Source organism: Paenibacillus sp. sgz302190, assembly GCF_059820445.1.
Map to the genome: position 1 here is coordinate 50,329 of NZ_JBZYAO010000013.1, position 23,222 is coordinate 73,550.

The 23,222-nt window shown below is 42.9% G+C and carries 27 protein-coding genes; 7 read left to right on the forward strand and 20 right to left on the reverse strand.

The window, feature by feature from the left end:
- Window positions 1–891: 891 nt before the first annotated feature.
- From AC6RNO_RS16175 to AC6RNO_RS16190, 4 genes are all read left to right on the forward strand, one after another.
- On the forward strand, window positions 892–5,493 hold the full coding sequence (locus AC6RNO_RS16175) for an S-layer homology domain-containing protein (protein WP_497106040.1): 4,602 nt from the start codon (window positions 892–894) through the stop codon (window positions 5,491–5,493).
- A gap of 467 nt (window positions 5,494–5,960) precedes the next feature.
- Window positions 5,961–6,563 carry a TetR/AcrR family transcriptional regulator gene (locus AC6RNO_RS16180; protein WP_474684089.1) on the forward strand — a complete coding sequence of 201 codons (603 nt, stop codon included), beginning with the start codon at window positions 5,961–5,963 and terminating at the stop codon, window positions 6,561–6,563.
- Between the two features lie 106 nt (window positions 6,564–6,669).
- A complete protein-coding gene (locus AC6RNO_RS16185; protein WP_488434398.1) occupies window positions 6,670–7,224 on the forward strand; it encodes a hypothetical protein in 555 nt (184 codons plus the stop codon).
- Window positions 7,225–7,227: 3 nt separating this feature from the next.
- Window positions 7,228–7,866: a GNAT family N-acetyltransferase gene (locus AC6RNO_RS16190; protein ID WP_497106041.1), complete on the forward strand. Its 639-nt coding sequence runs from the start codon at window positions 7,228–7,230 to the stop codon at window positions 7,864–7,866.
- Here AC6RNO_RS16190 and AC6RNO_RS16195 read toward each other — a convergent pair.
- On the reverse strand, window positions 7,861–8,268 hold the full coding sequence (locus AC6RNO_RS16195) for a DUF6855 family protein (RefSeq protein ID WP_474684092.1): 408 nt from the start codon (window positions 8,266–8,268) through the stop codon (window positions 7,861–7,863). The two genes, AC6RNO_RS16190 and AC6RNO_RS16195, sit on opposite strands and share 6 nt — an antisense overlap.
- 146 nt (window positions 8,269–8,414) lie before the next feature.
- Between AC6RNO_RS16195 and AC6RNO_RS16200 the strand changes: the two genes are divergently transcribed.
- Entirely contained in the window at window positions 8,415–9,011 is a 597-nt protein-coding gene (locus AC6RNO_RS16200) for a TetR family transcriptional regulator C-terminal domain-containing protein (RefSeq protein ID WP_497106042.1), read from the forward strand.
- Window positions 9,012–9,022: 11 nt separating this feature from the next.
- On the forward strand, window positions 9,023–9,946 hold the full coding sequence (locus AC6RNO_RS16205) for an NAD(P)-binding domain-containing protein (protein WP_497106124.1): 924 nt from the start codon (window positions 9,023–9,025) through the stop codon (window positions 9,944–9,946).
- A 27-nt stretch (window positions 9,947–9,973) separates the two neighbouring features.
- On the opposite strand, the gene AC6RNO_RS16210 is transcribed toward AC6RNO_RS16205, so the two are convergent.
- From AC6RNO_RS16210 to AC6RNO_RS16270, 13 genes are all read right to left on the reverse strand, one after another.
- On the reverse strand, window positions 9,974–10,165 hold the full coding sequence (locus tag AC6RNO_RS16210) for a transcription initiation factor TFIIIB (protein ID WP_497106043.1): 192 nt from the start codon (window positions 10,163–10,165) through the stop codon (window positions 9,974–9,976).
- Window positions 10,166–10,186: 21 nt separating this feature from the next.
- A complete protein-coding gene (locus AC6RNO_RS16215; RefSeq protein WP_497106044.1) occupies window positions 10,187–11,482 on the reverse strand; it encodes a VWA domain-containing protein in 1,296 nt (431 codons plus the stop codon).
- 233 nt (window positions 11,483–11,715) lie between these two features.
- Entirely contained in the window at window positions 11,716–12,243 is a 528-nt protein-coding gene (locus tag AC6RNO_RS16220) for a DinB family protein (RefSeq protein ID WP_497106045.1), read from the reverse strand.
- Between the two features lie 127 nt (window positions 12,244–12,370).
- The gene (locus tag AC6RNO_RS16225) at window positions 12,371–12,532 is read right to left on the reverse strand and encodes a hypothetical protein (protein WP_497106046.1); all 162 of its coding nucleotides are present in this window, start codon (window positions 12,530–12,532) and stop codon (window positions 12,371–12,373) included.
- Window positions 12,516–13,109, reverse strand: a complete 594-nt coding sequence (locus AC6RNO_RS16230) for a GNAT family N-acetyltransferase (RefSeq protein WP_497106047.1) — start codon at window positions 13,107–13,109, stop codon at window positions 12,516–12,518. The genes AC6RNO_RS16225 and AC6RNO_RS16230 overlap by 17 nt, the downstream gene beginning before the upstream one ends.
- A gap of 25 nt (window positions 13,110–13,134) precedes the next feature.
- On the reverse strand, window positions 13,135–13,560 hold the full coding sequence (locus AC6RNO_RS16235; RefSeq protein WP_474684099.1) for a GTP pyrophosphokinase: 426 nt from the start codon (window positions 13,558–13,560) through the stop codon (window positions 13,135–13,137).
- 466 nt (window positions 13,561–14,026) lie between these two features.
- Window positions 14,027–14,323, reverse strand: a complete 297-nt coding sequence (locus tag AC6RNO_RS16240) for a hypothetical protein (RefSeq protein WP_497106048.1) — start codon at window positions 14,321–14,323, stop codon at window positions 14,027–14,029.
- Window positions 14,316–15,194 carry a riboflavin biosynthesis intermediates N-glycosidase gene (gene ybiA / locus AC6RNO_RS16245; RefSeq protein ID WP_497106049.1) on the reverse strand — a complete coding sequence of 293 codons (879 nt, stop codon included), beginning with the start codon at window positions 15,192–15,194 and terminating at the stop codon, window positions 14,316–14,318. Before ybiA ends, AC6RNO_RS16240 begins: the two co-directional genes overlap by 8 nt.
- Before the next feature lie 234 nt (window positions 15,195–15,428).
- On the reverse strand, window positions 15,429–15,521 hold the full coding sequence (locus AC6RNO_RS16250; RefSeq protein WP_474684101.1) for a putative holin-like toxin: 93 nt from the start codon (window positions 15,519–15,521) through the stop codon (window positions 15,429–15,431).
- 515 nt (window positions 15,522–16,036) lie between these two features.
- Window positions 16,037–16,201, reverse strand: coding sequence for an SEC-C metal-binding domain-containing protein (locus tag AC6RNO_RS16255; protein ID WP_488434425.1), 165 nt, complete (start codon window positions 16,199–16,201; stop codon window positions 16,037–16,039).
- A gap of 399 nt (window positions 16,202–16,600) precedes the next feature.
- Entirely contained in the window at window positions 16,601–17,056 is a 456-nt protein-coding gene (locus tag AC6RNO_RS16260; RefSeq protein ID WP_497106050.1) for a hypothetical protein, read from the reverse strand.
- A 375-nt stretch (window positions 17,057–17,431) separates the two neighbouring features.
- Window positions 17,432–18,379, reverse strand: a complete 948-nt coding sequence (locus tag AC6RNO_RS16265) for a serine/threonine-protein kinase (protein ID WP_497106051.1) — start codon at window positions 18,377–18,379, stop codon at window positions 17,432–17,434.
- A 204-nt stretch (window positions 18,380–18,583) separates the two neighbouring features.
- Window positions 18,584–18,913, reverse strand: coding sequence for an HIT domain-containing protein (locus AC6RNO_RS16270; protein ID WP_488434410.1), 330 nt, complete (start codon window positions 18,911–18,913; stop codon window positions 18,584–18,586).
- Window positions 18,914–19,076: 163 nt separating this feature from the next.
- Here AC6RNO_RS16270 and AC6RNO_RS16275 point away from each other — a divergent pair, with 163 nt between their 5' ends.
- Window positions 19,077–19,286 (forward strand): hypothetical protein, encoded by a 210-nt coding sequence (locus tag AC6RNO_RS16275; protein ID WP_474684106.1) that lies wholly within the window; start codon window positions 19,077–19,079, stop codon window positions 19,284–19,286.
- Window positions 19,287–19,444: 158 nt separating this feature from the next.
- On the opposite strand, the gene AC6RNO_RS16280 is transcribed toward AC6RNO_RS16275, so the two are convergent.
- The 6 genes from AC6RNO_RS16280 to AC6RNO_RS16305 all read right to left on the reverse strand — a co-directional run bounded on the left by AC6RNO_RS16280 (window position 19,445) and on the right by AC6RNO_RS16305 (window position 23,169).
- The gene (locus AC6RNO_RS16280; protein WP_474684107.1) at window positions 19,445–19,615 is read right to left on the reverse strand and encodes a hypothetical protein; all 171 of its coding nucleotides are present in this window, start codon (window positions 19,613–19,615) and stop codon (window positions 19,445–19,447) included.
- A gap of 420 nt (window positions 19,616–20,035) precedes the next feature.
- Window positions 20,036–20,785: a GNAT family N-acetyltransferase gene (locus AC6RNO_RS16285; RefSeq protein ID WP_497106052.1), complete on the reverse strand. Its 750-nt coding sequence runs from the start codon at window positions 20,783–20,785 to the stop codon at window positions 20,036–20,038.
- A 267-nt stretch (window positions 20,786–21,052) separates the two neighbouring features.
- Window positions 21,053–21,829 (reverse strand): RNA ligase family protein, encoded by a 777-nt coding sequence (locus AC6RNO_RS16290; protein WP_474686034.1) that lies wholly within the window; start codon window positions 21,827–21,829, stop codon window positions 21,053–21,055.
- 50 nt (window positions 21,830–21,879) lie between these two features.
- Window positions 21,880–22,653, reverse strand: coding sequence for a GIY-YIG nuclease family protein (locus AC6RNO_RS16295; protein WP_497106053.1), 774 nt, complete (start codon window positions 22,651–22,653; stop codon window positions 21,880–21,882).
- Between the two features lie 88 nt (window positions 22,654–22,741).
- Window positions 22,742–23,098: an ankyrin repeat domain-containing protein gene (locus AC6RNO_RS16300; protein WP_497106125.1), complete on the reverse strand. Its 357-nt coding sequence runs from the start codon at window positions 23,096–23,098 to the stop codon at window positions 22,742–22,744.
- Complete coding sequence (locus tag AC6RNO_RS16305) at window positions 23,047–23,169, reverse strand: hypothetical protein (RefSeq protein ID WP_497106054.1); 123 nt, start codon at window positions 23,167–23,169, stop codon at window positions 23,047–23,049. The genes AC6RNO_RS16300 and AC6RNO_RS16305 overlap by 52 nt, the downstream gene beginning before the upstream one ends.
- Window positions 23,170–23,222: the final 53 nt, after the last annotated feature.

Below are 23,222 nucleotides of genomic sequence, written 5' to 3' on the forward strand. Positions count from 1 at the left end.
GTTTGTCCCCCTTTTAGCTCCAGTCTTTATTTCTTGTGAGAATCTTGTGAGAAGTCTTTGATACAATGCCTAGGAACAACGCACTATCTGGCAAGTTATGGAAACTCTAATTCGACATTTTTTTAACGAGTGAGATTTGTCCTAAAGCAGATAGTTACCGGAAGCTATATCTCCGAACAGGGAGGCGGGAGGGCGTATTGGGACTGAGGCATTCGAACAAGTAAGTTAACCGTTTATCAAATAATGCATCAGAAGGAGGAGAAAGGAAATTTGATGAAAAAGTGTATTGCGACCATTCGAGTGATCGTGTCATTGATGCTGCTATTTTCTTTGCTCAACTTGAACCAGGAAATGATTGTAAAAGCTGCCCCTGCAGTAACGGGAATCAAGTTTACCCAGTCAAGCTATTCGGTGGACTTGGGGGAATACAAGCCGCTTCAAGTTGTGACCGTACTTTCGGACGGTTCAACGGGTGAAGATGTAACGGCTTCCAGTACTTTTTCAGATGATAGGAGTAGCGGACAAATAAATGCTATGGTATTTGGTACCAGCGTGAAAGGAACGTGGCCAGGAACGACGCAGCTTACTGCGACTTACAACGGTTTCACGGCTAAAGCGGATGCAATAGTAAGTACAACATTAGTTCCGCCGAAAAACTTGCGATTTGCAAACGTTGGTATAGGAGTAACGGGGATCCAATTCGATGACATAGTAAGTGCTACAGGGTCAAGTCGCGGATATATGGTATATGTCAATGGAGTACAAGTTTATAAGGGTGCTTTATCCCAATCTAACTGCCCGAACGACTTTAAATGCACGATATACTATACCTTAAATCCGGCGACAAAGAATCCCACGCAAGATGTCTATGTCACGGCTTATGAGGTGCGGATGTCGAATAGTGATATTGAGTCGGCTGCATCGAATACGTTGAAATTGCCGATCCCGGTAAATGCTGCAGTCGATAAAACTTTTTACCAGATATCTGTTGGGGAAACGGCGCAAATCAATTGGAAAGGGCTGCAGTTATCTGAGAATTCGTATGTACAAGCGGATGACCCGGTCCTTGGCAACTTAGGCAATAAAAAGCCGACATACACACCTTCAGCGGATGGCGATACGTTTGACGACAGCATCATTAAGGTCGATCAAAACGGGTTGATCACAGGCGTGAAACCTGGGAATGCTACTGTATTGGTTAGCTATCCGGCCACTTATTATAAGTCGACATTGGTTACTGTTCGAGTGGTAGGCGCTCCGCTTCAAGCGCCTGTACTTTCTGCAGCGGCAGGCGACAAGCAGGTGCAACTAAGCTGGAATGCTGTAGACGGTGCAACGTCATATTGGGTTTATCGGGTTAATGAGACAGGACAGAAATCTGTAGACAAGCAAGGAAACGAGCTGGATCCAAGTCAATCGGCACAGGGAACAGTGGCGTCAAATACTTCATTGACAGCTGTTACGGATACGGGTTTGATTAATGGCAAGACGTATCATTATATGGCGATGGCTATTAGTAATGGTGTAGATCCAGGGGTTTCAAAAGTTGCAGCGGCAACGCCGCAAGAGGGAGCAAGCGCTCCAAGCGCCCCTGCGGAGCTTACGGCAACGGCCGGAGACAAGAAAGCGACGCTGTACTGGAAAGGGGTAGTAGGCGCGACTTCCTATAAGATTTATCAAGGGACAGAACCAGGGAAATATGGCAATGAGGCAGTAGCGACAACGCCAGATGGAACGACGACGATCGTGGAAGTAACCGGCTTGGACAACGGAACGAAATATTATTTCGTGGTGAAGGCGGTCAATGAAGACGGAAGCAGCGAGAATTCCAATGAAGCGAGCGCAATATTCCTTCTTCCGCCAGAGCTAGTAGCAACTCCGGTTCCGGGGTACGGACAAATCAGTCTGGAGTGGAATAGGGTAGCAGGCGCAACCTCCTACGAGATTTATCAACAAGAACCAGGGGGATATGTGAAAATAGCGTCAACGCCAGAATTGAGCTTTGATGTGAAAGATTTGACCAATGGAAACACCTACTACTTCGTGGTGAAAGCGGTCAATGCAGAAGGCAGCAGCGAGAATTCCAATAGTGCCGGCGGAACGGTGACGGCAGCAACTTCGCCCGCAGTAACAGCGTATTCGCCAGTCAACCATGCGGCGAATGTGCCGATCGACAGCGATTTGACGATTACTTTTAGCAGAGATGTGAAAGCGGCAGTCGGCAAAAAGATTTATATCCATAAATCAAGCGATGATAGTGTTGCTTATACACTTACTGCGAATGATATTACAAAAGTCAATGTGTCCGGCAAGAAAGTAACGATCAATCCGAACATGATGGTGCCTGACAGTGCAGGATATTTGGCATATAACACACAGTATTACGTGCAGATTGATGAGGGCGCGTTTACGGATGGAGCAATGGGAACACCCTACGCAGGCATAAACGATAAAACCGTGTGGAGCTTTACAACGGGAGCCGCAGTCCTTCTGGATACACCAACGGATGTAAAAACGAGCAACGTAACAACAAATAGCGTGACGATCAGTTGGAGTCCGGTAAAAGGTGCGGCGAAGTACATCGTGTATGTGGATGGCAAACCAACGTCCCCAGTTACAACGCCTAATGCGGTACTTACAGGTCTCACGCCGCCAGGATCGGAACACAAATTCAGCGTCGCAGCGGTGTCTGAAGATAATGTTCAATCGGAGCGTTCCGGTGAAGTGTCTGCAACACTGCTCTCGTTAGGCGTGCCTTACCTGGATTCAACCGAATACCAGCTTAACGTCGGCGAGAAGCATCAAACCGTCGTGAGCGTTGTTGACTCGGACAGCACGGTACACGATGTTACCTCCATGTTCACATTTACATCGAGTAACCCGACAGCAGCAACAGTAGACAGCGCTACTGGGCTTGTCACAGCCGTAGGCGGCGGACAAACGACGGTCATTCAAGCGGTATATACGGATGCGTCCGGAAACAAGACGACGCTCCAGGCTCATGTAACCGTTGCGGGCGATTTGGACCACTTGGTACTGGACATCCCGGACTATCCTATCAAAGGTAAAACGTACGATTGCATCGTAACTGCGGTATATGTTCCGCCGGCGAAGCCTGAGGATGTTACCGGAAAAGCAACCTACGAGTCCTCCGATCCGTCGGTGGTTACTGTAGATCAAACCGGACGCATTCAGATCAAAGGCAAAGGCACCGCAACGATCACTGTGAAGTATGGCGGGAAGACCGTTTCCAAAACGATTACAGTCGTTGATGCGCCATATGATATGACTCTTGCAGCGACGCCTAGCTCTGTAGTCGCGGATGGCAAATCGCAAGTAACCTTGCGCGCAACCGTGAAGTCAGCCATTACGGGAGAGGCTGTGAAGGGCGTTCCTGTCGTCTTCCATTTTGGTAACGGGACGTCGACCGATCAAACGGCTGCCACAGACGAACAAGGTGTGGCCATTCTCACCTTTACCGCACCGGCGTCGCATAGCACCAAGCCAATGACTGAAACAATCACGGCAACGGCCAAAGACCCTGTGTCCAACATTACGCAGTCTGAAAAGATAGATCTGAGTTACACACCGGCAGAAATTGCAGGGGTGGTAACGGATCACGAAGGCAAACCGGTCACAGACGCAACAGTTACCGTCGAGGGCATAAACGGATTTGTCGTTACGGTGAAAACGGGACCGGACGGTAAATATCGTATCCCGGTTACTGATGGAAACGTAGAGTACAAGGTGACGATTCAGACCTCGCTCAAGGTGAAAGACAAAACGGTAGCCGTAACGACTACGCAAAACGCTAAAGTCGGCGAATTGAACGGGACAGGTCAAACGTTCAAACCCGAAAATCGCATTAGCGGACAGCTAGGAGTCAACCATGGGAATTCGAACGGTACCGATCCGCAAGACCAAACGTTAGAAAAGATGTTTGGCGCAGGGAAAGTAAGTGCGGTGGTACGACCAGCCGGGGATGATAAAACAGACATTGCAACGGTCACGCTGGATAACAGCGGAAATTTCTCCGTAACTAATGTTCCGCAAGGCCAGTATAAAGTTACGTTTCTGATTGAGGCTGGGGACAAAACGTTAGTCGGTCCTTCGGTATCGGTTACGTTGACAGACAATGCCGGGCAGACGGGAGTCGTATACTCTTTGATCGACCCCTATGGCGTTGTAACGGATGCGGCCGGTAAGCCGGTGAGCGGTGTCAGCATGAACCTGTATTGGGCGGATACGCAGCTCAACAAAGATAAAGGTCGTACCCCTCATACATGGGTAGACCTTCCGACGCTGCCGAACTTTGAACCGAATCAAAACAAAAACCCGCAAGTAACGAATGCAGCCGGTGAATATGCATGGATGGTATTCCCGGAAGGAGATTATTACATTGTAGCGAAAAAACCAGGGTTCGACGATTACAGCACGGTATCAGCCAAGGTGAATCAACCGGCGGATGCCGGGTCCGACAGCTATATTAAGGACGGCATCATTCACGTCGGAAAAGACATCGTCAAATTAAACTTCACGATGAGTCAAACATCGACTTCCGGCGGAGGATCAAGCGGCGGTACGTCAAGCAGCGCGCAAAGTGGCGGCGGAGATGGAACTGCAAGTAACGTGCCTGGCGGATTAGCGGCCGGCGGTGCCACTTCCACCGGCGCAACATTGAGTTGGAACGCAGTAACCGGTGCAACTTCATATAACATCTATGACAATGGGAAGTTGATTGCTTCCGGCGTCAAAGGTACAACATATGAACTGACCGGGCTGCTTGCCGGATCGAATCATAAGTTTACAGTCACTTCCGTGGTCAATGGTTCCGAATCGCAACCATCCAAAGCCCTTGAGATGACTACAGCAAAAGAATCCGGTCATCATGAGAAGTATATCGAAGGATACCCGGATGGAACATTTGGTCCGGAGCGCAATGTGAGCCGTGAAGAACTTGCGATGATTCTATATCGCCTCTATCATTTGGCGGGTACGGCAGCATTAAACGACATTCATTACTCGGACGTAACAGCTGCGGATTGGAGTGCTCAAGCCATCGCAGCGGTGACGAAAGCAGGCTTCATGGATGGCTATCCCGATGGCTCATTTTTGCCTAAAAACCAAATTACAAGAGAAGAAATGGCGAGTGTTGCAGCGCGTCTGAAGCATTTGAAGGGAAGCGAAGCGAATGCATTCCCGGATACGGCGGATAGCTGGGCTCGTCAAGCCATTAATGCTGCAGCACAAGCGGGCATTATGAAAGGCTACGAGGATGGCGGATTCCGATCAAAAGCAAAAACGACACGTGCCGAAGTCGTCACCATAATGAATCGATTGACAGGCCGTGGTCCATTAGTAGGGGTTACGAATCCGACTTGGTCTGACGTTCCTCAAAATCACTGGGCGTTTGGACATGTCGAGGAAGCTTCCCGGGATCACGACTATATTCTGGGTGGCAACGAAGAGCATTTATCCACTCCGAACAAGTAAAACAAGGCTGCTCGGAAATGTTTAGAGACTGCCGGCAAAATGGGTTGAGGATTATATTCTCGGCCCATTTTGTTCTTATTATGGAACTTCTGACCTAATTCATCATATAGGGACTATGTTGAAATAGCTAAGGGGGATTTTTGGTGATCAATAGTCTAAATCCTTGGTGGATCATCGTGGGCATCATTTTGTTTGTTTGTGTCCTTCTGGGCGTTTTTAAGGCGCTTATACAGGATAGGCAGAAAACGTAGAATCCTATCGATCGTGCAGCGGATGCTGATGAAGGCCAAGCTGATCGACAACAGAAATTCCAAATAACAGACAGATAGCGTTAAGCGGGGCCGTCTGAAGGCAGGTATGATGCTGAAAGACGGCCCCACTTTTTGTTGTCAGAAGCGTTTGTTCACTAAAAAATTATTGACTGTCCGTGCGGTCAGTTATATAATGGCGGTGAAAGGAGGATACAAATGACAGCAAAAACAGTCGATAAGCGCATGGAAAAAGGCGAGCAGACGCGAACGCGCATTTTGCACGCGGCCATAACCATCATTGCCGAGAGCGGCATTAAAGAAGTATCCGCCGCCAAGCTGGCAACCGCCACAGGTGTGAGCAAAAGCAACATTTTCCACCATTTCAAGTCTATAGATGAAATACTAATGAGCGTGCTGCATATTATCTTCGACGATCTCCTTGCACCGATGTCTGCGGAATACCTGGACTTGGACAGATTTTTGGATACGTTGGGGCAATCCGCCGCCCATGTGCCGGAGCAGTATCGCAACATTTTCAAAGCTTTTTTCTCGTTTTACCACGAGGGGATGTTTCATCCCGAATATCAAAAAGCGCTGGCTTCATGCACGGACCAAATTACGGACCTCATTTGCAAACAGCTTGTCCGTTTGTCCCCCAAGCCCTTTACGGAAGAAGCGCTCAAGCCGGTGGCGACGCTGCTATTAACGCTGACGGACGGCATGGGCTTGCACTGCTTGCTGAACGGAAACGACGCCCGGTATGAAGAGGCATGGCGGATTCAGGTACAGTTGATCGGAAAGTTTTTATCAGAGCCGTGAGCCATTCTTATGTGGTAAAATACCCATCCAGGATGGGTATCTATGGATATAAAACTGACCGCATGTACGGTTAGTTTTATAAATTGAAAAATCGGAGGCAATCAAAATGAAAAACGTTGAAATTCCAAAATTTTTTCATGAAGTATTCGGGAAAAGGTCCACAGTATTGGAGCTTGTTTTAACTCTATTTTTTGGGGTGGGCATGAGCGCACTGCTGCTTGTATTCACACATGCGGAGTGGGAGGGGCTCGAAGCTTGGAAAATGATCGTCATCGTACTTCTGGCGCTCGATATTACCGGCGGAGTCATTGCCAATTTTACACTCTCTACGAATAATCATTACAAAGCCAGCCCGCGAGCGCGGATCGTATTTATTCTGATTCACGTGCAGCCGATTATTTTGGCTTGCGTGTTGTGGAATCATTTTGCCGTCTGCCTGATTGCTTGGGGATACACGATTGCCTCATCTTTTATAGTAAATGCGCTCATCAAGCATCCGGCCCAGCGAACGATCGCTTCCGTTTTTGCGGCCTCCGGGTTCTGCGGACTGCTGTTGTTTTTTGCATCCGTTCCGAAATTCGTGCTCGTCATATTGCTTTTGTTTATGTTCAAGGTCATTTACAGCTTTGCAGTCGATCATTATGCCGGGAGGGAAGTATAGACGATGGACATTCGGAACCGATCCGTCACCCGAGAAGTCATGCGTTTGGAAAAAAAGCATAAGCCCCAGGCATTGGACATATGGTCGCAAGCTTTTAGCCATGATCCCATGTTCCAATACCTGTTTCCGGGCGAACAGCATGCCATGTATATGCGGCACTTTTTTGACTATATATTTGATAAAAGTTTTTTATTGAAAGAAACGCTTCTCGGCATTGCGGAAGAAGGCGTGCCGATTGGCGCGGCCAGCGTCGAACAGCCGAACCGGACAAAGGGTGCGGGATTTCTGCTGAAGCCGTCGTTCATGTGGCGGTCCATACAACTTTCTTATCAAATTCCGAAGCGATCGTTCGCTTTCATCCAATCCTACATGCAGTTCACCGAATCCGTCCGGCCGAAGGAGCCTCATCATTACCTGGTATGCATTGGAGTCGACCCCTGGTATCAGGGCAAAGGGATCGGCAAAATGCTTTTAAATCACATCCACGAGCTCGCAGACAACGACCCGTCTTCCACAGGTAACGGCCTTGATACGGAAAATCCGGAAAACGTCAAGCTGTACGAGCGCTTCGGATACCGGGAGGTCGACAGCAAAAAAATCGGAGACATAACCGTTTACTGCATGTTCAGGCCCAAATCATAGAGCTCGCATGCGGTTGTTCCTCGGGTTGTGCTCGACCTCAGCCAGTCCCAGCTCTTCGAGCAAAGGAGGCACATACATGCCAAAGCGGCCGCGAAACCCTTTTTTCAAGCCGTACCAGCCGCCGATCGGATTGTCGGCCGAACGGCCCCATGCTTCGACGGTGCCTTCTTTGGCGGGCTTTTGCTCGTCCGCGCTGCCAAGTTCCATCCAGTCACCGTGGTTTTTAAGCATCGCGTGCAGATCGGCAATGCAGCGGTAGTCATAGTGCAGCACTGTTTTGCCGACTGTGCAAACTAAAATTTCGCTGCCGTCCTTTTCGGCTTTGTACATTTCATATTCGGATGTTTGGGGTGGAGTTTGCAGCTTCCACGGATTTTCTTTCGTTCCTTTTTCAGCGGACATGTCGTTTCTCCTTTAAGAGGCGTTTTCAATCTTCCATATTATACAACATTTGAAAGACCTCAAACAGGCGGAGGCCTGACCGGATACAAGAAACGGAGGCTTCCTTTCGCATATCTGGACTGATCGTTCCGTATATGGTAAGCTTAATGGCAGAGGAGGTGAAATCCATCGCCAGGACAAAAGAATTTGACAAAGACCAAGCGCTTCACCAAGCCATGCTGCTGTTTTGGAAGAAAGGATACGAGGCGGCAAGCATCCCCGACCTGCTGCAAGCTATGGGGCTGAGCCGTTCCAGTCTTTACGACACTTTTTCCGACAAACACGCTCTGTACATTGCCGCGCTCGAACATTACAAAAAAATCAGCTTCGACAAGCGGGAAATTCTTGAACACGCATCCGGCGTGAAGGAGGGAATCAGGCAATTTTTTGCGCGGCACATCGCAATGGCATTCGATCCGGGCCGTCCGGGCGGATGCTTCGTCACGAATACGGCAATTACGATGGACTCGCCGGATGAGCGGATAAACAAGCTGGTCAAAGAAAGCTTTGTAAATTTGGAGCAATCTTTTTACGAGCTTCTGCAAAGGGGACAGCAATCCGGGGAAGTCGGCGAAGACACCGACATTCGGGCGCTAGCGTGCTTACTGCTTCATCTCAATCACAGCATTAATGTGATGGCCAGGGTGGATGCCGATGAGCAAGCCATTAAACAAATGATCGATATGGTTATCAGTAAGCTATAATTTTTTTGGTTATTCAGGAATGGTCGTTCCGTTATTGGGCGTACAAAAAGAATGGAGATGATGCAAACATGAAAATAGCATGTATCGGATTTGGCAATATGGGCTTTCCTATGGCACAAAACTTGCTGAACGCAGGCCACGAATTAATCGTATACAATCGTACTTATGCCAAAGTGGAGCCCTTCATTGCGCAGGGGGCCCAGTATGCCGAAACACCGCGGGAAGCGGCAAAAGAGAGCGATATAGTCATCACGATGCTTGCCGATGATGCCGCTTTGGAGCAGGTCGTGATGGGGCCGGACGGAATTATGCACGGACTGCCGGAAAAAGGCGTTCATCTGTCCGCAAGCACGATCAGCGTGGATATGGCGAGGAAGTTGACGGCGGCGCATGAAGAGAGGTCGCAATATTTTGTATCCGCGACAGTGCTCGGACGCCCGGATGCGGCCAAGGTGGCCAAACTGCGGATCATTGTGGCCGGCCCTGAAGAAGCGCGGCAGCGTGCGATTCCGATATTGGAAACGTTGGGGCAGGAAATATTCGTGATCGGCGATCAAAGCGAAAGCGGGAACGCCGTCAAAATCGGCGTGAACTTCCTTATCGCGTCCATGCTGGAAGCTTTGTCGGAAGCGCATGTAATGGTGCAAAAGCACGGCGTAGAGCCTGCCGCATTTATGAACGTCGTGAATGCGCTCTTCCAATCACCGGTGTATCAAAATTACGGCGCCATCATGACGGAACGCCGCTTCGAGCCAGCCGGCTTCAAGATGAAGCTGGGCTTGAAGGACGTCGAGTTGGCCGTCAAGGCCGCCGCTGCCGTCGATGCTCCGCTGCCTTTGGGCCGTCTGCTGCAGGCGCATTTTGGCGAAGGCATAGCCCGCGGCTACGGCGAATTGGACTGGACGGCGCTGATCCGCTGCCTGGAGGAGCCTTGACTTTGCTCCCCTTGTACGGGGATGCCGTCAACCTCCAAATTTCTCAGGCTCTTCGACTTTCCAAGAAATAACTTCGCCGCATGCCAAGCAAACCGTTGCGATTAACCTGGATCCGATAGTGAAAAACTTATTTACGGGATAAAGCCTTGCATCTCCTTTTAGCTCGCCCAAACCGACGGACTTCCCCCCGCATCTAGGGCAACCATCATTTTCTTTCATGGATAGTTCCTCCTTAGGGTACTATTTCTTTAAAATTCGCTTTTTCCGAGCCGCCTCAAGCCAACTTGGGAATTCCTGGAGCAACCTGTCATATAATTCGTCATCGCTAATGGAATCGAAGTCATCCAGAGCAAAAAAACTGGCGTTATCAACCACTCTTCCAGGCAAGTTGTCCAGCTCTTCCAAGACTCCGTAATATCCGTATCCTAAGCCGACGAACTGCCAAAATATGTTGAACTTCGAGCTTTCAATTAATATGCTGGAAATTCTTCTTGTCTCATCTATGCCTCCGTCGCTGAAAAAAATAATATATGCGGGCAGCTTTTTGTTGCGTGATTCTACAGTATATTTTTTTATGACATCTTTCATAACATCAGGTTCATTATTTCCAAATCCGAGACTGCCCGATCTATGGGTGCGGATAATGTAATTTTGATAATCGGCTGCCGTTACGCTGCCTGCCCGCTTGTATGTATCGGCAAAAAACCAAACATCCAGCTGTCCGTCATCATCCATACTCGCAGCGATGGCTAATATTTTTTCAAATGCCCGTTGGACAACCCCGCTCTCATACAAATGTTGCATGGAACCGGAATCGTCAAACACGACCGCGACGCGGGCTTTTTGTCCGGCAATATTTTTTTTGCCAAGAGATATGTTAACCTTCTCTTTAAGCAGATCGATTTTACTTAAATTTATTGTGGGTTCCGGTTTAGGCGGAGCGGCAGGGGGCGGCGGGGCAGGAGAGGCCGGCGGGGCCGACGGAGCAGAAGACTCGACCTCTAACCCGTAATTTGTACAAAGATCGGCTAACCCGCCAAAAAAGCCGCTGCCAATCGCGTTGAATTTCCACTCTCCGTTATGGAGGTAAAATTCCCCGACAACTACAGCAGTTTCCCGAGTCAGCTCGGACCCAAACTCAAAGGTGTAATGAGACTGGGGATTTGCTGCATCCCTAATTTCCAGGCGGATTTGCGATATTTGATCAAAATAATACCCTAATTGATCGCCTTCATGGATAGTCAGGGTGATAGCGATCCTATGGATGGGGGATTTTAGAATTGTCCAGTTAATATTAAAACTGCCTTGCTCTGCGTGATCGTGCTTGGTATAAGAAACCGCCAAGTCCGCACTTAAAGGGTTTCCGTAAAATATAAAATTCTCATCCCGCTCACACTTTCCGGAGCTGGACAACAAGAAGGCGGAAGCATCGACTTCCATGTTCGGATTTCTTGAATTCCAACTAAGCCGCACAGAAATATCGTTAAATCCCCATTGTTTTGTAACATCGACTTTTTGTCCTTTTTGCAAGTTCATCCATTCAATCTCCCAAATAGTTCCCCATCGGTTGGGGTACTGGCTATAGCTGGTCGGTCTTGTGGCCTATGGGTTCATTGCAATTGTTACAATAGTAAAATTATACCACAACATCATGAAATCTCGCATCGGAACGAGAGAAACATTGGGGAATTTGTCGAAAATTCCCTGAGATCGTCAATGAAAAAAGATCAAACCCCGCATGCGGGATCTGATCTTTTTCCTGAATGTCATCATTTCTTTTTCAAAATGCCTAAATATTCTATCCAAGGCCCAACGTCCGTCCTGTACCTTTCAGCCATGACCCGTACGATCTGAGCCATGTGCGTTAGATCATGAACGACCCACGTAGAGAGCAGCTCTCTTAACTTCACTACACCGAACGCAGGGTGGTAACCCGTCAATTCAAAATGCAGCTCAGGATCGATAAGATCCTTAAGCTTGGCTATGTTCGAGGCTCTAATCGTTTTGAATTCAAGCAGCTTCTGTTCAAACGACCTTTCAGAGCTTTCATTTAAGTGAGAATAACGATCGAATGGGGGAAAGGGCTTGCTGTCGCCTTCCTGCAAAATAAATTCCAGCCTTGGCATCCAATTTAATTCCTCTCCCTCAATGAGGTGCTCAATCACTTCAGAGACGTTCCAGGTCCCGTCGCCTTCATTGCATTGCAGCCATCCATCGGACAAACCCGATAAAAAATACTCCAACGTTTGCGGCGTTCGCTCCAGAACCTCAATAGCTTCTTTCATATTAAGATTCATCTAACTGCTCCTTTCTTGCTAAAAATTACACTCATCTGTCGTATTGGTTAACTCCGCCCATCTTGCCGATAACAGCTTCGCATAATCCAAAGAAAATAATCCGTAATGCCCTAAGGAGTACCCGTCATTAACTTCTACTAATAATGTTTTCTTTTTTATCATCAGATAGCTCATGTATATTTTTAAAATATTGAATTTCAAATCCCATCTGTTTAAATCCATCAAAAGCTGCATAAAAATTATGACTTGCAATCTCGTTATCAAAACTTTTTCTAATGTACACCTTCATAAAAAATCACCTCATGGTCATCGAGATAACCTTCAAGCCGCTTCTTTACGTCAGGCCATTCCGAGTCGATAATGCTATAAATGATGTAGTCGGTATTGTTATATTTTTTTCTGAATAGTCCTTCTTTGGTTGCCCCAATACGTTCAATTGCACGTTGCGACCTGATATTATCAGGTGTTGTTATGATTTCTACCCGCACTACTTTTAAGCATTCAAATGCATAGTTTAATAGCAGATATTTGGTCTCTGTGTTGACCCTTGTCTTCCATACTTTGGGGGTATACCAAGTGAATCCAATGCTCAAGTTATTATTCTCATCCGAAATTCGCAGATAACGCGTAGAGCCGATGACTTCTTTCAATTCTTTATCATAAACGACGAACGGATATTGATCTTTTTTGTCTCGTCCCTTAATTGCTGTTGTAACAAAAGATTCCATCTCATCTATTGTTTTTATTTCAGCAGGATAATGAGCCCATATTTCCGGATGACACGCGCACTCGTACAATTCTTGAATATGTGCTAACTCCATAGGAATAAGACTAATCCGTACGCCTTCTAATCTGCCAAAATGCATGAGATTCAATTCCCCTCATTATCGATTATGTTGCAGAAAGTAGATAATCTACTGCATTACTGTATCTTTTTAATCGCTCAAAATCTTTTTCCGAAAGGTTTTTAATTCTCCTAACGTCTCTGTTATCTTCTAAATCTAAAAGTTTCACATACCGCGCCAAAGGATTTGGTTTTATTCGTTGAAGGAATTCTTCATAAGTCTCATTACTTCTGCGGGTCAGACAATCAAGCGCTTCTAAAATAACATTAGAAAATCCTTCTTCTTTAAGTTGTTCCAACGTTACATCCGAATCTTCGATTGCATCATGCAAAACGGATACTATTTTGGAGTCATTGTCCGGGGCTAGCAGCATCAAACGCAATGGGTGCAGTATGTATGAATTTCCACCCTTGTCCACTTGGCCTTCATGAGCCTGAGTAGCAATAATAATTGCTTTAGATAAAGTCGACATGTAGTTCCCTCATTTCCATTACAAGAATTGATACAATCATTCGTTCAGATTAATAATCGCTAATGCCCTCATCCTCAGTATATATTCACGACATCAAATTATCCATTAAACTCCTGCCAAAGCTACAGTTCACGAAATAACTTTCCAGCCCCTCCTAACAAAATTAGCATACACACACTTGAAGAAGGGAAGGGGAGAGACACTATGGAAGATGGGCATGAATGGATTGTGAAGGGTTTGTTAGAGGTTCAAAAACAAGCGGATGAATCTGTTTGGAATATTGCTGGAGTGAGAGGCAGATCATTATCAGTAATCAGCTAAAAAGAAAGAGTGGCTTTATTTGAGAGGTGGAAGGAAGGCATGGGTGATCATGAAAAGCGTGGTGGCATGAAATGATATTATTGCATTAAATCTCTATTCACATGTCCCATATAATTATCTGCCGCAGATCGTCACGTGAAGTTTGTTATGTCTTCAGTCTCTTCTTTATCATTCTGATTTGACCTCTGTGATTGATTTCATCTTCAAAAACGTGAAACCACATAAAATAATGATTAGCTTGTTTTTCATACCAGAACTTTTCTTCTTTATATAACCAGTCATCATCAACGCTTTTGAATAATTCAAATGTTCGATTTCTGACTTTATTCAATTTATCTACATAATAATTCAAGTCGTTTCCCTTAATCTGTTCCCGTCCTTCTTCACCGAGATTCAAGGCCGCTCCCCAGCATGTTTTCCTCCGCCACACAATATTAGCCAAACTCCCGGTGCATTTCTTGCCATTTTACCATGTTATAATTTTGACATATGCGCCTGAGTTCATCCCGCACTTCCATCAAAGCGAATCCCAACAAGTTCTGACCCTTCCATTCAAAAGGATTGTTAACTCCCTTATCCTCGGCTGACATGCCAATTCCCCAAATTCTATCATATGGGCTGGCTTCCACTAATATTTTGTTTTCTGTCTCCAGTAGAAATTGCATAAGCTTTTCGTTTTGAAGAAACTTGGCAAAATTACCGTTTAAAACAATGTTGTATCGTTTACTTGACCATATGGCTTCATTAAAGTTTCTTACTTTCCTTCCCAGTTCCTTTATTTCTTTCGGATTCTCGTTCTTCAAAATTTTTGCTTCTATCTCTTCATCATCAAAAAGCCTTGCTTTCTCAGCCATCATATATTGCTCCATACAGCAATAACTATTTATGTCAATAGCAAATTCCGCTTTCCACCATTGGCTCAAACAAGCTTTTGTAATAGCACCGTCTCTACTCGGTTGGTGCCCCCAGAAAAACAAATACTCAAATTTTTCACCTTTCCGTAAATTCTCGTTTATCCAATCAAGGGAATAAGTTGGTTTTCCATCTATATTCCAAAGCAGATTCCCGTCATCATCGTAAATGTCTTCATCAAGAAATTCTTCTTCATACCAACCAAGCCAACCTTTTGGAGGAGGAAACATGTGATGAAACTTATTCTGTTCCTCAATATTAAGTGTAGAAAACCATTTTCCAAATTGCATAATATAATGCTCTCCATATCCCATTCTCCAGCCTATACTGTATCTTCCTATGTAAGGATACATTAGCCATGGAGGACCCATAGGATTATCTATATCAAATGGTACATTCAAACTCATCACTCCCTGAAACATTCAATTAAGCCCCAAAATCGTGTAGCCACCATTTAAAGATTACTCCAATTTAAGACAAGATGACAGGAAAAAATTAGTTATAATCAAATTTCCGTTGTCGTTTACAAAACAAAAAAGAGTCAGATCACAGAAGATGACCTGACCTGTACGGCGGCTTGTAATTGGCGGATTTAATTAGTATGGTTTCAAACCAAAACTTCCTGCCAATTCAGATCATTTCCTCTTGTCAATGTAGCTTAGCAATGTGAGTATAAACAACCCAAATGCAAACATGATTGAAAGAGATTGAAATATATCCATGCTCATAGCCTCCACCTTTCCAGTAAGGTGTCCGCCTCTGTACAAGTCGTCTTATTGTAAATTATAAAATAAAATGGATAAAAGTGGAAGTGTCCTTCGAACTAGTTCTTATGACTTTGCGTTGTCTACATATTTCGATTTAAATGACTGTTCCAAAGGGATTGTGACAAATTTCACATAAAAATTTTGCGAAATGTGCAAACATTCCATTGAAATCACGAAGCCATGAACTTGGTGTTTGTCGAATACATGGAAAATGGGCAATTTCCCCAGATGAGAAGGGGAATTCACCGTTGGAAACGCGTTACGGATGTCGCTAATGAGCTGCTTCGTGTATGATAAAACTCACATTTATAGAACAAACTCATTAGATCATTGGCCTAAATAGCCTTAACTCCCAAATAACCCACATTTATACGCTATAATAAAAAATTCTGTAAACGCGTATTCACATACATAAAAAACCTCCGCCGCGTGATGGGGGAGGTAGAGATTAATATTCGGCTTAATTCAGATTCACTTTACCTTCCGCAGCATTTCTTATATTTCTGACCGCTTCCGCAAGTACAAGGGTCATTGCGACCGATCTTCACTGAAGCCTTTACTTCATTCACACTGTCGGAGTTATTATCTTGAATCTTGGTCTGGCGTTTAAACAGCTTATAATGTCTTTTGAGTCTGTTCACATAGTTATGGTCTCTCAAAACATCATTACGAACAACATCCAAAATTAATGATTGCAACTAAGCTTCTGTTCTCCGCTGATAGGACATGGAGCATCACTCTTCTGCAATCACATTTCGGATCCTTGCAATAATATTCCACCAACCCGTAGTGTCCTGATGGAACATTATTTGTGGAGCCTGCATCTAGCCAAATCGACCTGGTTTCTTTGTCGGCAATTTCCGGCAAATATTCATTTAATGATGCATAATGCACGCAATATCGCCTCCTTTGTACTACGACATATTTATTTTAACCCATTACTTCCCGCAGCATTTCTTATACTTGATCCTCCCGGCATATTAGGCATTTTTATTATATCAAGCTTCCTGCTCACTTCAATATCGTTTTCTTTTCCTAAATCAATCCTCAATCTCCTTCTTCATTAAAAAAAGAAGCAAGAAGTAGAAATCAGCGGCAAGTGCCAACATCGCGATTATTAGATTATTTATTTTTAGCATTGTAGAAAAAAGGGTGGCTGAAAGAAGCAAACTGATGATGATCATGCGATACAGCACCGTATCTTTAAAAACGATTTTCTGCTGACTAACAAATGTAAAGCCCCATCTCTCCCGCGAAATTTTCATAACAATTGCTGCAGTAATGACAATAGAGATAAATTGTACTAATAAACTGGAAAACCCAATTCTAGTAACATCTTCTATTGATACTATCTCTACAGCAACAAAAAGGTTTACGAGAGCGATTTGCAAAAATCCATATCCAACATATCCTACTATTGTTACGAGCAATGTTGGCAAGATACGAAGGCCAAATAAAAATTTTACGGATAAGAAAAACAATAAGTACATAAGCATGGGTTTGAAGGACTCCAGCGGAGGTGTAAGTCGAATGTATAAAGAAACGATGCTCATCGGAATCGCTATATAAAGAAGCGGCAATAGATTAGGGAGAAGCTTGAAACGAAACAAAGAAAGCATAAAAGCAAATATAGATACGATCTCAAGGTAGACATAGAAATACAGAGCAGATTATCGATCATTTCAAGCGCCGTTCTCCTTCACAAACCAACTGTTTGAACTCTTTCAAAGATAAAACATCCATTCATCATTTCAGACGATTAGTCACTAATACCCGCATCCTCAGTATATATTCCCGGCTTTAAAATATCCATTAAATTCCCACTCGAAGAAGGGAAAGGGGAGAGGGACTATAGAAGATTAGTGGTTTTGCTAGAGTGGGAGGAAACGATCGGGCTGAAAAGAAATGGCTTTATTTGAGAACGGTAAGGTCTTTTGGGTTTTGCCTCTATTTCGATTTTTAAGTGCATATTCCCACGCAGAATAGAATTCAGAAATGGATGAATACCTCTTATCTCTACTTGTTTCCACTGCCTGTACTACTACGTCATAAAGTTCTTTCCCTGCTTCCCATTTTTCAAATGAGCGATCTAATTCCCCACCTAAAAGACAGAAAGCTACGGCACCCATATTAAAAACATTCGTCTTTGAATCAATTACTGCATTTAGTTCAAATTCTTCTGGCGACATAAATCTTGACGAACCCCAAAGCCTACCCATTGAATTTATATATGGCTTTCTCTGATATAAATCTATATCACAAATTTTCGTTATGTTGTTTTTAAAATCGTATAACAAGCTGCCGTCGTAAAAATCAACCGCAACAAAATCTTTGGATTCAACATGAACATGAAAAGAAAAAATGCTATCTAAAGATCGTAATCGTAGTTCAATTGGTAATTGTTTGTAACGAAAAAAAGGGGACTCGGGATGAACATACTTTGCAGGTGGCGGAAAAGACCAATGCGGGTGGAGGCATTCCCCGTCAAACCATTCATAAATAGCAGCGCAGCCATCTCCTACTTCAAAGAAGTCAAATAATTTGACTAAGTTTTCATGATTTAATTCCCGGTAAAGAGAAGTTGCATGTTTTAGGCGTTCAATTGCTTCTTGCGGTTCGCCAGAATACTCTAATGTTCTTGCACCGGCATATTTAACAAACTTTTTTATACCGTGTCTTTTGACACCAAAGCATATATTCCCTGAATCTTGTTCGTCAAATACGGTAAATACTTCGCCAAGTGATGCCAGCCAATCAAAATCATGATTTTCTTTCAGGCGGAAAGACACATTATCTATACTGATTGTAGTTGAACTCATTATTTACCCCCAATTTTAGTATTCAACATTTCCATTTTATTGGATTTTTTGGCTGCTTCCTATGGGGACTTTATGTTTAAATGAACTTTCCTGTTATATAAATTCATGCTTTCATTTAGTGCATTAATATACTCTCATATTATTGAAAATACGAAAAAGACATTCAAATCAAGTCCTCATTCAATTAAAATCATTCTTTCGTTGCTATCTTAATGGCTCCCCGAAAGCTATATGAAAATGCAAATGCTTGGAATCTTGATACTTACCAAGGTTAGTTAGCACACGACAAGCACCATTTTTGCTTGTTACATCTGCCGCCACTTTTTTGATTACCTCCAACAACTCTAACAAAAGAGCATTATCACTATCTTCAAGCGCAATTAATGATGGAATATGCTTTTTCGGAATTACTACGATATGAACAGGGTAATAAGGGCGAGTATGATGATAAGCAAGTACATGATCCGTCTCTAAAACCTTCTCAACTTCTGTTTTGCCGTTCAATACCTTTTCACAATAAAAGTCCTCAGACATACATCAACCTCCAAGCGATGAGCATTTCCCTCATAATCCAACTTGGTACATTATACCATTAAATCCAACGAAAAATGCTTTAGTATCGAATTAAAATGAACTTGTCATCCCCTCCCGTTAGAGTTAACATACACACACTCGAAGAAGGGAAGGGGAGAGGCACATGGAAGATTGGCTGGGATGGATTGTTAAAGGTTTGCGTCAGAGGTTTGATGATGTATCGCTCATCGTTGAGCAGCAGGAACACATTATTCCAATAATCGAGAAATCATCGAAATTACTGCCGAATTTGAAAAGCCAAGTAGATGAATCTGCTTTAGTGATAGTGATGGAATGGGAGGAGGCTGTTCAATATCAGCAATCGGCTGCTTGAGACTGTAGACTACTCGATGATTTCCTCAATCTCCAGTCCGCTTTTCAGGGTAAAACAAAATGCGCCGGCGAGAGAAGGGTGATCTTCTCGTTTGCGAATAGAAAATAACCCTCTCTGTGATCAGGAGGGCTGAGTAAATATGGTATGCTAGGGTCAAATTAATTTGATTGTTTTAATGAATTTTTCGCTCCACATTTTGGACAGCGATCATTGTTATGTTTGTAAGTATATGTTGCCCCTTGTTTAATAGCCTCTGCTATTGCCAAGAACATTACATCATGCTCTTTGGTCTTATAGTTACATTTATCGCAATAGATATAAACTTTCAACACAGATTCCTCCAATATTGTATTTTTAACAAATCCCGCTGTGTAACCAAATCGTCCTTAGACAGCGTGACACCTTTATCCATTTTCTCAAGGTCAGGCGAATGGATATTTTGCATGGGGTACTAACACCGAAAACATTACTAGCGGTTATTTCCATTGTAGTGAGCGTACAGCGGCGGATAAAAGAAGTCCCAAGAGAGTGTCAACTCGCTTGGAGTGAAGTTTAATAAACTACTATTTAACCCCCTCAATATAGCCCTCTCTGCGATCAAGAGTGCTTCACAACCTAATAGTCTATTCAGTTAATCTTCCCGATATATCCTTACCACGCACTCGACATGTGTCTCATTGAAGCCATCTCACTTTTATATGATAAAAGAATTGTTTTATCACTAAAATGTTGCACCTGTTCAAAATAACTTACTTTAATTCTTTTAAAAGGTTTTCAAATTTTTTAGGACTCAATATCTCGTGTGTGATGAATCTTCCATTATAGAAAACACTAAAAGTTGTCCATGCACTTGGTGCCTTTTGAGCCTCTTCCCTAGTTTGGAAACAGTAAGTATAAAAATTAATTCCTCCATTAGTTGCAACTTCCTTTAGTTCTTCTAATACGCCAACAGCAAATGGACATTGTGCTGTATAGTAGATCAGAACTCCATTGGTAATAGAAGCTTGTGAAAAGATGTTGAATGATGGGGTAGCGGCAGAATCATTCCATCTCAATGCCATTAAATCAAAGTAAGGCTCTGATTCATCCACCACTTCAAAACCCATGTATTCAAAGTATCGCTTATCACTTAAAAAAGGATGTTTCTTCTTCCCAACAATATGTACAATGCCATCCATTCCAGACGCCATTGCATCTTCCTTGCATTTATTTAATAATTGTTTTCCATATCCTCTGTTCTTATATCTTCCAGAAACCCATAAACAATTGATATACATGTAGTTAGGTGCCTTGATTGGTATCCACGCTTTTTCCGCTGGAAGGTACTCTATAAATACCTTTGCACGTTCATTTAAACGATAAAACGTTAACCCTTCTTCCATCCGATCCTTAAGCCACTGTTTCTTTTCAAGCACGGCTTTTTCGTACTGGCTGGCTCCTAATGCACAACAAATGTGTTCTCGATCAATATTTTGTTTTGTTATTTCCATAAAACTCATTCTACACACCTCCTTGATCACTCCTTTATCATTCACCTGCTCGTTAAACAATGAAAGTATTATTTTATCTCAATTAATCTGGAACATCGATGTACTCCGATACTCTAGACTGCCGTGCGACTTGCCTTTCCCAAAGTTAGTTCCTCCACATTCAGGACAATATTCTTCGTTTCTCATCTCGAACCTCCAATTTAAGTGATTGCTGACTTAAAAGTTGTGTGCCTCCGACTCTCACGTCAGAGTAATAATATTGTTGTCTAATTGGCATTATTTTCTAAATGTTCTTTCATAATCCTCAAAACGGATCTTCCTTATCTGTTTACGATCAAAAGTGCGTACGATAATTCCTTCGGACTTTCCACTCGCATCGATTCCAACTTTTGTGTTCTCAAACTTCTTTAAAAATGAAATTGTACTTTCTAGAGAGATAGGGAAATCTGAACCCTTAATATTCTCAACAAGTGGAGCAAATTCCAAGTCTAGACTCTCAACAAACCTCTTCTTTTCATTCTCATCGTAAAAAGGTTGGTTGCCATGATCACGCCACTCCGCAATCTTATCTAGAGGCAACTCAAGAATCTTATTTAATTCATCTTGAGTTAAAGAGAACACATCGAATACTCGATATCCTTGAGTTTTATTGTCTGTATAGTTCTTTGCTGCTTTCGTCTTACCACCGTATGATTCCTGATAAATTACAATTAAAGCCCAATCATCATTTAGGAACACATCTGAAATAATCTTCTCAGCAAGTGGCTTTAAGAATTCTGCGATATTTCCATAAGGATTACCAACTCTATCTCCTTTTGCAAACAACAATTCTTCTCTGGAACCAATTAGATAATCGATCTCATTGTATTTATCTTTTAATAGAATAATTCTTGAATTCTCACCATCGACTTTTTCATAGACGTATACATCGTCTATATCAGTAAAGCCTCTTGACTCAGATAATCCGTCCATTAAACGTCCTCTATCACCCAATTGATGGTATGTAAGGATACTTGGATACTTAGTTAAAGAGTTAATTTTTTTCAAATCCATCTATTGTCATCTCCCTTAAAATTATCTTTTTATTTGATTATCAATAAATTTTAAATTACTTTTGTGTCAGGAAACTTTTTCAAAATTTGTTTAGCCAGATAATAAGGGATTTCCTTTATGTTTTCTTGAACACTCTCTCGATTCTCAAATTTATTAATAAACTTTTTTGTGTAATCTTCAAATCTATCTAATCCATGATCCTGTTTAAGAAACATATCTATTAGTGATCCAATCCCATTCGGAGGTAATTTTATGTCTTCTTTTATAAATTCTTTCTTTATTGCAAAGCCAATGCTTGTTTTACCTGCCAACTCACCTAGTACCCACTCTTTTCGCTTCTTAGTATTATCTTTTATTATTTTATTAATATCGTCTATTGTTACTGTATTGTCCCCACCCTTTTCATAATTGTAGCCAAACCTGTGATTATTGGTTTGAAACTTGTTAATATAATACACTTCAAGACAATTTAGTGTTTCTTGTAACTGTTTTCGATAAAGTTCCAGAGTTATAGAAGATTCACCCAATAAGTTTACGTTAAGTATTTTTTCAAGTATGAAATACTGGAAGTTTTCCGAACCATATTTATTGTAATCCTGTTGCAGAGATTTTTTGAACATTGTACCTAATCTTAATTTTTCTATTCGTTCTTTTCTGAGGTATCTTTCAATATATTGACTGGTTTGACCAATGTACATCTTTCCGTTCACCGCATTTATAATTGCGTAAATCCCACTTGTCCTATGTTCATTTGGATAGAACATCTTTGCTCTTTCATCTAAAAACCTTAAAGTTCTCAGTCTTTTTTCAACATTTTCGTCCACGTTATCACCTTTTTGTATGTTCGATGAAATTAAACCTTTCAATGCTGTTTATACAAGTTACTATATTTCTGCTCTAAAACCAATATTGTTAGTTTCGTTTATATTGTTCAAGAAATTGAATCATTTTCTCAGAATTATATGATTTCGCAATATCTATTGGGGATAATCCACGATTATCCTTTATATCGACATCAGCTCCATTGTCTAGTAGATACTCTATCATGTCCACAAGTTCTTCCCCTTGCTTCCCTCCAGTTTGAATTGTTCCATCAATAGAAGCGTCTACAGCTTGATGTAAAGGAGTCCATCCGCCAAAACTTTGAAAATTTACATCAGCTCCATGATTAAGCAGTAATTCAACCATTTCTTTTCTTTCATTTTCTACCGCATACATCAGTAAAGCCCAACCCGTTTCCTCACAATATTCATATCCATACCTTTTGATATAGAGTTTTCTATATATTCGATGTCGCCCACTGCAGCAGCCGTAAAAATATTGTAATTTTTATTATTCATACCAGACCTCCTGCATTATTTTTTCTTGAACGAATGCAAGTTATTCTTATACC

Coding starts and splice junctions, on each gene's coding strand:
- AC6RNO_RS16225 (WP_497106046.1), bottom strand. CDS start 12,532: ATGAAGGTGTACATTAGAAAAAGTTTTGATAACGAGATTGCAAGTCAT.
- AC6RNO_RS16285 (WP_497106052.1), bottom strand. CDS start 20,785: ATGAGTTTTATGGAAATAACAAAACAAAATATTGATCGAGAACACATT.
- AC6RNO_RS16270 (WP_488434410.1), bottom strand. CDS start 18,913: ATGTCTGAGGACTTTTATTGTGAAAAGGTATTGAACGGCAAAACAGAA.
- AC6RNO_RS16195 (WP_474684092.1), bottom strand. CDS start 8,268: ATGTCCGCTGAAAAAGGAACGAAAGAAAATCCGTGGAAGCTGCAAACT.
- AC6RNO_RS16275 (WP_474684106.1), top strand. CDS start 19,077: ATGGAAGATTGGCTGGGATGGATTGTTAAAGGTTTGCGTCAGAGGTTT.
- AC6RNO_RS16230 (WP_497106047.1), bottom strand. CDS start 13,109: ATGCATTTTGGCAGATTAGAAGGCGTACGGATTAGTCTTATTCCTATG.
- AC6RNO_RS16215 (WP_497106044.1), bottom strand. CDS start 11,482: ATGAACTTGCAAAAAGGACAAAAAGTCGATGTTACAAAACAATGGGGA.
- AC6RNO_RS16265 (WP_497106051.1), bottom strand. CDS start 18,379: ATGAGTTCAACTACAATCAGTATAGATAATGTGTCTTTCCGCCTGAAA.
- AC6RNO_RS16305 (WP_497106054.1), bottom strand. CDS start 23,169: ATGAATAATAAAAATTACAATATTTTTACGGCTGCTGCAGTGGGCGAC.
- AC6RNO_RS16250 (WP_474684101.1), bottom strand. CDS start 15,521: ATGAGCATGGATATATTTCAATCTCTTTCAATCATGTTTGCATTTGGG.
- AC6RNO_RS16200 (WP_497106042.1), top strand. CDS start 8,415: ATGGCAGAGGAGGTGAAATCCATCGCCAGGACAAAAGAATTTGACAAA.
- AC6RNO_RS16175 (WP_497106040.1), top strand. CDS start 892: ATGTCGAATAGTGATATTGAGTCGGCTGCATCGAATACGTTGAAATTG.
- AC6RNO_RS16210 (WP_497106043.1), bottom strand. CDS start 10,165: ATGAAAGAAAATGATGGTTGCCCTAGATGCGGGGGGAAGTCCGTCGGT.
- AC6RNO_RS16220 (WP_497106045.1), bottom strand. CDS start 12,243: ATGAATCTTAATATGAAAGAAGCTATTGAGGTTCTGGAGCGAACGCCG.
- AC6RNO_RS16260 (WP_497106050.1), bottom strand. CDS start 17,056: ATGCTTATGTACTTATTGTTTTTCTTATCCGTAAAATTTTTATTTGGC.
- AC6RNO_RS16190 (WP_497106041.1), top strand. CDS start 7,228: ATGGACATTCGGAACCGATCCGTCACCCGAGAAGTCATGCGTTTGGAA.
- AC6RNO_RS16180 (WP_474684089.1), top strand. CDS start 5,961: ATGACAGCAAAAACAGTCGATAAGCGCATGGAAAAAGGCGAGCAGACG.
- AC6RNO_RS16235 (WP_474684099.1), bottom strand. CDS start 13,560: ATGTCGACTTTATCTAAAGCAATTATTATTGCTACTCAGGCTCATGAA.
- AC6RNO_RS16185 (WP_488434398.1), top strand. CDS start 6,670: ATGAAAAACGTTGAAATTCCAAAATTTTTTCATGAAGTATTCGGGAAA.
- AC6RNO_RS16290 (WP_474686034.1), bottom strand. CDS start 21,829: ATGGATTTGAAAAAAATTAACTCTTTAACTAAGTATCCAAGTATCCTT.